We start from the raw sequence: 8,550 nt of genomic DNA, 5'->3' as shown, positions 1-8,550 counted from the left end.
TCAAACAATAGAAAGGTATATCAATTGTTATAATCAGCATTGGTTAAAGCCTTTGAAGTGGAAGTTCAAAGGCTTTACAAAGGAAAAGGAAATTAATACTATATTAACTTAGTTCCTGTTGCACTAGTTTAGAGTATAAATACTTGTTACTCGTAGCTTGCCTCTTGCCGCCTACTTGCTTAACACTTTTTTAACATCCCCAAAAAATGATAAATCCCACTGAAAGGTATCTGCCCCACCTTTGTTTACCTGAATAAAAGCTCCCACCTGTAAAGAATTTTAGATAGCCAAAAATGAAGACATAGTTTGTCGGGATAAGTACTGAATTGGGGGTTAAAATGATTAAGTTCATCGGTGAAACCATTTTTTTATAAAAAAAATGATCTCCCTAATTTACAAAAATAGTACACCTCCTTTCACTCTTGATTTTATAAGTTTAAATACCTTTAAATGGTTTTTAAAAGATTTAGGTGGTGGTAACTGGTGATATTAAATATAGGAATAATTCAATTTTTGATAAAAACCTGGCTTTGTTCCTACAAAAGTAGCTTCCAAGTGGCAAGGCAAACAGTTAATTTAGAGCGATTAAAAAACAACTATAGAGTCATAACATAATACTCCGCAGGTTTTTTCGGTGATAAAAGCAGTATGATTAGAAGCAAACACAACTGTGTACCGAATACTGTGGGTTATTGATAACATTTATATTATGCAGAAACATATACAAAGTATTTTGTGGCCAGTTTTTGTCTTGCTTTGCGTCGCCTTGCCAGGGCAAGCCCAAAAACTGGACATGAAAAAACTCAAAGGAATGAAAGCCCGTAACATTGGACCTGGCGGGATGAGCGGGAGAGTTACATCAATAGATGCCTTATACGACAACCCCAACATTATCTACTGTGGTACAGCATCGGGCGGTTTGTGGAAGTCAGAAAGTGGTGGAGTAGATTGGAAGCCTATCTTTGAAAAAGAAAAAATAGCCTCAGTAGGTGCCGTAGCAGTAAACCAACAAAACCCTCATATAGTGTGGGTAGGCACAGGAGAGGGGAACCCCCGAAATAGCCAAACCAGTGGGGGAGGGGTGTTTCGTAGCCAAGATGGTGGCAAAACCTGGAAGCTAATGGGACTTGAGAAAACCCGTACCATTCACCGCATTGTGTTGCACCCAACCAATCCTAATATTGTATATGTAGGCGCGCAAGGTTCTGCCTGGGGCGATCACCCAGAGCGTGGTGTATACAAAACCATAGATGGTGGCAAAACCTGGAAAAAAATACTTTCTGCCAATGACCGCACCGGGGTAGCCGATATGGTCATGGACCCTACCAACCCTCATAAACTCATTGTAGCCTTATGGGAGTTTCGCCGTTGGCCTTACAAGTTCAAATCAGGGGGTAAAGGTTCAGGTTTGCACGTAACCTTTGATGGTGGTGAAAGCTGGAAAAAACTTAGCAGTAAAGATGGTTTGCCCAAAGGCAACTTAGGAAGAATGGGGCTTGCCATTGCCCAGAGTAATCCCAATGTAGTATATGCTTTTATCGAAGCTAAGAAAAATGGCATTTATAAATCTACCGATGGTGGTCTTAAGTGGCGCAATGTAGGCGCTAAAGGTCCTTTTGGCAACCGTCCTTTTTATTATGCCGATATTTATGTAGATACCCAAAACGAAAATCGTTTGTATAGTCTGTGGTCTAACTATTCTCGTAGCGAAGATGGCGGAAAAACTTGGAAAATGATTGGCGGGTATATGAACAATGTACACCCCGATAACCATGCCATGTGGATTCACCCTAAAAACAGTAAACTTATGATGTTGGGCAATGATGGTGGAATGTACATTAGCCGCGACCGGGCAAAGACCTGGAAATTTATGAATAACATTGCAGTAGCGCAATTTTACCACATTAATGTTGACAACGCCATGCCTTACCATGTATATGGTGGTATGCAAGACAATGGTTCTTGGGGTGGCCCTGCCTATGTATGGCGTAGAGGAGGCATTCGCAATAGTTATTGGCAAGAGCTTAGTTTTGGCGATGGTTTCGATGTAGTACCTACTTCACCTACTACTGGTTACTCCATGTCACAACAAGGTTTTATGGGACGGTATGACCGTAAAACCGGAAGCCAGGAGCTGCTACGTCCTGTGCACCCCGAAGGCAAAACTTTGCGCTTTAACTGGAATGCGGCAATTGCTATAGACCCTTTTGATAAAAACACGGTATACTTTGGTAGCCAATATGTACACAAAAGCATCAATGGTGGTGAAGACTGGAATATTATTTCGGAAGACTTGACCACCAACGACCAGGAAAAACAAAAAGAAAGCAACAAAACCGGAGGCTTGACCCCCGATATTACAGGTGCCGAAAATTTTAACTCTATTTTGGTCATTGAGCCCAGCCCCAAAAAACAAGGTTTATTATGGGTGGGCACTGACGATGGCAAACTACAGATTACCCGCGATGGAGGCAAAACCTGGGAAGACCTGACCAGCCGCATGAAGGGAGTACCCGCCGGAAGCTGGATTCCCCAAATCAGGGCATCTCAATACAACGAAGGCGAAGCATTTGTAGTGATTAACAACTATCGTCGCGATGATTGGAAGCCTTACTTATTGCACACCACCAACTATGGCAAAAGCTGGAAAAACTTGGTAAGCACCGACAAAGTTTGGGGGTACATGCTCTCGTTTGTGCAAGACCCAGTAGAACCTAAGCTCATGTTTGCAGGTACCGAATTTGGGTTGTATGTAAGCATAGATGCAGGCGACAATTGGACAAAATGGACCAATGGTTACCCCACAGTATCTACTATGGATATGGTGATTCACCCCCGTGAGCACGATTTAGTAATAGGTACTTTTGGGCGCGCAGCGTATGTCTTAGATGATATTCGTCCTTTGCGGGTGCTTGCCAAAGAAGGCAGCAAAGAAGTAATGACGCAAAAAATCAAAGTGTTTACTCCACCTACTGCAGTACTGGCAAGCTATCAGCAAGGTGCTGGTGGGCGTTTCTTTGCTCAAGGTGAGTTTGCCGGGCAAAACCGTCGTCGTGGTGCTATGTTGAGTTTTTGGGTAAAAAAGCCCGAAAAGAAAGCTGGTCAGAAAGCCAAAGTAGACAGCAAGACAAAAGCTGCTAAAAAAGACCCTAAGGACAAAAAGAAAATGAAGAAAAAAGGCAAGCAGGTCAAGTTAGAGGTATTTGATGAAAGTGGTACTTTGATTCGAACGCTTAAAGTGAAACCTCGCAACAACGGTTTAAATCGTACTTACTGGAGGTTAGACCGCAAAGGGGTTCGTTTTCCTTCTTACCGCAATGCGGGGCGTAGTCGACGAGGCAGAGGCGAGCCAAGTGGTGCCAGAGTGGTTCCGGGTACTTACAAGATACGTATGAGCTACCTAGGGCAGAAAGACTCTACTACTATTAAGGTAATCGCTGACCCACGCAAGAGCGAGCCAATAAGTGTAGCAAAAGCAAAACTTGAAACCGCAGAAAAAATGATGCAAAAGGTAGCGGTATTGACCAAAGCTGTAAACCGCATGAAAGAAGCACAAAAAACTATGAAAACAGCCATGGCACAGCTCAAAGGTCAAAAAGGTGAGGGTGTTAAGGCTGCCCGAAAGAAGGGCAAAGCCACCAAGAAGAAAATGAAAAAACTAATGGAAATGGTGCTGGGCAAACAAAAGCAAAAAGGAATCAACCGCAACCCAAAACTAGTAACCCAACAAGTAGGCATGGCATCTTACTATATGGGCAATGCTTTTGGTGCGTTTAACAGCAACCAGAAAAACATGATGCGCCTCGCCGAAAAAGCAATGAAGGATGCGGTGAATCAAATCAATGAATTTTTTGCCACAGACTGGAAGGAGTTTCGTACTGCGGTAGAAAATGCCAAACCTAAATTGTTTAAAGACTATCAACCTTTGAAAATGGACTAACTTTTTAGAGTTTGTCAGTTAATAGTATATAACGCCACTGGAGCACACTCTTGTGGCGTTTTTGCGTTAACTAAAATTTAGTGTTTTGAATATCAGGGCTTTATATGTTTTAGGCTAATTTTTTTAGCAATTGATTTTTTAAATTAGCATAAACTATTAACTTTGTGTCAGCATAGTCCAAAAACGTTGGGGGTAGGTCCTTTAATTTAATTAAAGGGCTTCCTTCAATTTTTTTCCTACTCTATCTCCACTTATATATTCTCAATACTTCCCTTAATTTTGCGGCTAAATATATAAACACACTTTAACTCTGTATTGATATTCCCAAAAAGCATAGTTTCATTCCATAAAAACATAAATACGATGTTTCCTAAAATCAATGTATTTCGTAAATTTAAAACGAGAAATCACATTTTTTCGATTTTACCCTGAAAATTGAGGCGATTCCTAAGCATTTAGCACCTCTCACAAAAAGAAATGAGGGTAACCTAAATTATTGCACCATGAAACAAATTCAAACTCTGGCACGCGCAGGTTATATCACCGCCTGTATACTTACTGTTGTAGGAGTATATGCCTGTCTTAGTCGTTACATTTTGCCTGAAGGAGTACATCTCTGGTTATCCAATATTTTATATGGTACAGACTATACCCGTGATGCATTACCTGCACTTGCCTCTAAGCCTGGCATTGAAGTAGTACACCGTATTTTTGGTGCAGTATACCTTATCATAGGACTCATGCAGTTTAGCAAAAGCTTTCGCCGAAAACGCCCTCAACTGCACCGTACTTTGGGCAAAATATTCATGGTCTTTAGTATTACAGGAGCCGTGTCTGGCATCTTGTTCGCCATTTTAGTGCCTTTTGCTGGCGTAATAGAGCTGATACCCGTATTGTTATTTGCTTCGTTTATGATATATGCCACTTATAGAGCCTATGCCCATATTCGTAGGGGTGAGGTTACCCAGCACCGCGAATGGGTTGCTCGTAGTTATGCTATAGGTTTAGGAGTGGCATCTATTCGAGTAGTGTTTTTAATCTTGAAACAAATGATAATAGCGAACGACCGCGATATTTTGATGGCAGCATTTTGGTTAGGTTGGATACTTACCCTAAGCGCAGTAGAAGTATATAATCAAATGTTACAGGCACATACTAATAAGCGTAAAGCAAAAGCTACAGCATAACTTTACCAAACTACAAGAAAACTGTTGCTCCACAATATTAAGCCTTATGTAGAGGAAAACTAATGGTAAACGTTGTACCTTTGTCGGGCTCGCTTGCTACGCTAATGTCAGCCTTCATTGCCTCCAGTTGAGTCTTCACCAAATATAGCCCAAAACCTTTGCCTGGGCGTTTGGGGTGAAAACGTTGGTATAAATTAAAAATTTTCTGTTTGGCATAATGCATCTCAATGCCCAGCCCATTATCAGCAACAATAATGAATACCTTTTTTTTCCTTTTATAGTGTTCAATACGAATCACTGGGTCTGCATCGTCTTTACTGTATTTGAGCGCATTATGAATCAAGTTGTAAAAAATACTTTGAAAATAAGGGCGCACTCCGTTTAAAGTCAAAGGAGCAAATTGGTCAATATTGATCGTAGCATTGGTTTTATCTATGTCATCTTGCAACGACTGAATAGTTTGCATGAGCAAGGCTCTTAATTCTACCTTTTCAAAGTGTTGATCTACTCCATTGCGTACATCCAGTATAGTGACCAAATCGCGAATTACCTGATCAAGCTCATCTATGCTTAGCTTTAAAAAACCTACTATATCAGGGGCTACTCCATCGGGCATAATTTGCAGTAAACCTTGAATGCGAGCAATAGGACCACGAATGTTGTGGGCAGTAATAAAAGCAAACTGTTCTAGCTTGGTGTTTTGTTCCAATAAATCTTCATTGAGTTGAGTGAGGTTTTGGGTACGTTCCCTTACCTTGTCTTCCAGGTTTTCCCTGATGGCCTCCAGCAATTCATTTTTCTCAATCAACATCTCCGCCTGTGTTTGCAATTCCTCATTCTGTGCCTCAATTTCATTATTTTTGGTTTCTACCTCTTGGGTACGTTGTTTTACAGTAGCAGTAAGTTTTTGCGCTTTACGCTCTAATTGCCGGGTGCGAATAATATATAACACAAACACCAGCCAAAAAGCAAGCCCTGCACATAAGGCTACAAACCACCATTGTCGCCACAAAGGACGGGTAATGATTACTGTAATTTTGAGCCCCTTGTTTTCCCACTGCCCTTCTGAATTAGCCGCCCTTACCTCAAGTTGATAAGTACCAGGAGCAAGGTTATTAAACTGGATATAGCGGCGTTTGCCCATTTCTATCCAGCGTGTATCAAGTGGCGTCATTTTGTATTTATAACGAGTGTGTCCTGGCAACGAATAACCCAAGCCAGCTACTTCAAACGAAAACTTACGTACTGCTGATCCTAGAGTAACCAATCCTGTTTGAGCTATTCTTTCCACACCAAAACTTTCGTCAAGGCGAAGCCCTGGTTTACCGTCTATAGTAAAGCCAATCAAAGTGGTTTTTGGAATGTACCGTTGGGTTTGTAAAGCAGTGCCAGGAGCAAAATAAGTGAGCCCGTTAATGCCCCCAAAATACATTCTGCCGTAAGGCGATTTGAAAAATGATGCTGTATTAAATTCGTCACTCTGGAGCCCATCGGTTTCTCTGAAATTTCTGAATTGTCGGGTTTTGGTATTAAAAAAACTGAGTCCTTTGTTGGTACTCAGCCACAAGTGTTGGCGGTTATCTTCTAATATACCATACACTACCAGATTAGGTAAGCCATCCTTTTTGCCATAATGCGTTGACTTGTGGTTTTTAGGGTTGTATAAGGTCAACCCTCCCCCCCAGGAGCCTAGCCATATTCGTTGTTTCGAATCTCTAAAAATATAGGTAATAATGTTAACCTGAACAGGAGATTGGGAGTTATCAGCTTTAAAGTGATGTTTCAGTTGCCCTTGATGATCAAATTCCCGTAGCCCTAATCTGGAGCCTTCTAGAAACCCCTGCGGCAAGGGTAGGCAGGTGTTTACTGATTTTGTATAGCTCAAGTGGGTCAATTGCTTGGTTTGGTAATTCCACAATTTAGTACCTGCATCAGTAGCCAGCATAAGGGTATGAGGAGCGACAAGTAGTATTTGATTGATCCCAACATTCCTACCAATTACTTGGTTATCTACATTGATAAACTGATCATTTTCAAGTTTCCACAAACCATCTTGTGACCCAAGCCAAAGCCTTTGGGTGCTATCAGCTACAATACAGTTGATGCGATTGCTGCGTACACTGGCATTATTGGTGAGTACCCTTGATTTTTTGTTGAACAAATCAATGATATTTAAACCTAGTGCAGTACTTACATAGAGTAGGGTATCATTGGCTGTATACATTGCCTGTGTGTACATCTCATCAAGGGTAACACGTGTATTAGGAAAAGCACCAATGTAGCCAAAACGCGATAGATTAAGGTCTAATTTGTTGAGTCCATAGCCATTGGTACCTAACCAAATAATGCCATCTTGTGACTCATATACTGAGGTAACCAAATCTCTGGATAAACTAAAAGGGTTGTTTTTTTCGTAAGTGATATTATTCAGGTATTTGCCTTTGGTATCCAAAATACTCACATTTCCCCACGATATCCACACTTGGTTATTAGATAACTCTTTCATTGTTGTAACTACCTTTTGACCTTTTGCCTTGGGTATCTTCCTGAAAACCTGTTCCAATGCATCAAATACATAAGCATTTTCGTGTACCGATCCAATCACTACATTTTCTGACGTTTTAATTACATAAGTAGGTGCTTGCTTGCTGGCAAGACGTAGAGTCCAGCTTACTTTATTGTCACTTATTCGTGCTTGGTAAATTCCTTGGTGGGTGGCAATCCATTCACTGATAGGGGCATCAAAGGCAATGGCATATACATGAACTCCTTTAAACTTTTCATAGCGTTTAGGTATGCTCACCTTGTGAGTGTTGGTGTTGAACAAAATTACCCCTTTAGAGGAGGTAAGCAATGCTTCTTGTGAGTTTTTCCAATAAATTTCTTTAATAATCAGAGGTTCGCTTGAGGTATTTTTGGGAAGCGCTATTGGGTAAGATACAAAGTTGTCTTGGTTTACCTGATACCTGGACAAAAAGCCTGGAGTGCTAATCCATAAGTTTTTTTGAGGATCGAGTGACAATTGCATAATGGTACTATTGGGCAAACTTTGAGGGTTGTCTGCTTGATGATAATACTGTTTGAATGTATACCCATCGTAGCGGTTGAGCCCATCGCGGCTACCCACCCACAAAAAACCAAAACGATCTTGAATGATAGAAGAAACAGCAGACTGTGACAAGCCCTCTTTTACCGTGATTTTTTTGAAACGGAAATTAAACTGAGCATAACCAAAGTAGTTGCTCAGGTACATAAAAACTATGATTATAGAGATCCTACATCTCATATAGTTCTTTTGAGTTTGAATGAAGCATTTGTTTAAAACGGTTGTGTTGGTTTTCAGTGAGTTTTAAACAAGCGCTAAGTCTAAAGTAATATTAACTCTTATAAGTTACTAAGTAAAACGCAAAAAATAAAGTAGTC

The 8,550-nt window shown here is 40.8% G+C and carries 3 protein-coding genes; 2 read left to right on the top strand and 1 reads right to left on the bottom strand.

The features are described 5' to 3' along the window. Positions 1-709: 709 nt before the first annotated feature. Positions 710-3,940: a hypothetical protein gene (locus Q0954_RS15135; protein ID WP_299458247.1), complete on the top strand. Its 3,231-nt coding sequence runs from the start codon at positions 710-712 to the stop codon at positions 3,938-3,940. A gap of 503 nt (positions 3,941-4,443) precedes the next feature. Continuing rightward, positions 4,444-5,127 carry a DUF2306 domain-containing protein gene (locus tag Q0954_RS15130; RefSeq protein ID WP_299458244.1) on the top strand — a complete coding sequence of 228 codons (684 nt, stop codon included), beginning with the start codon at positions 4,444-4,446 and terminating at the stop codon, positions 5,125-5,127. Between the two features lie 37 nt (positions 5,128-5,164). On the opposite strand, the gene Q0954_RS15125 is transcribed toward Q0954_RS15130, so the two are convergent. Then, entirely contained in the window at positions 5,165-8,413 is a 3,249-nt protein-coding gene (locus Q0954_RS15125) for a sensor histidine kinase (protein WP_299458242.1), read from the bottom strand. Between the last annotated feature and the right edge of the window lie 137 nt (positions 8,414-8,550).

Source organism: uncultured Microscilla sp. (assembly GCF_947493425.1).
Lineage (GTDB): Bacteria > Bacteroidota > Bacteroidia > Cytophagales > Microscillaceae > Microscilla.
The sequence above is the reverse complement of the archived record's forward strand: the minus strand, read 5'-3'. Positions and strand labels throughout refer to the sequence as shown.

Bases quoted from the DNA above. Each gene is read 5' to 3' on its own strand.
- Q0954_RS15135 (WP_299458247.1), top strand. From the start codon at position 710: ATGCAGAAACATATACAAAGTATTTTGTGGCCAGTTTTTGTCTTGCTT.
- Q0954_RS15130 (WP_299458244.1), top strand. From the start codon at position 4,444: ATGAAACAAATTCAAACTCTGGCACGCGCAGGTTATATCACCGCCTGT.
- Q0954_RS15125 (WP_299458242.1), bottom strand. From the start codon at position 8,413: ATGAGATGTAGGATCTCTATAATCATAGTTTTTATGTACCTGAGCAAC.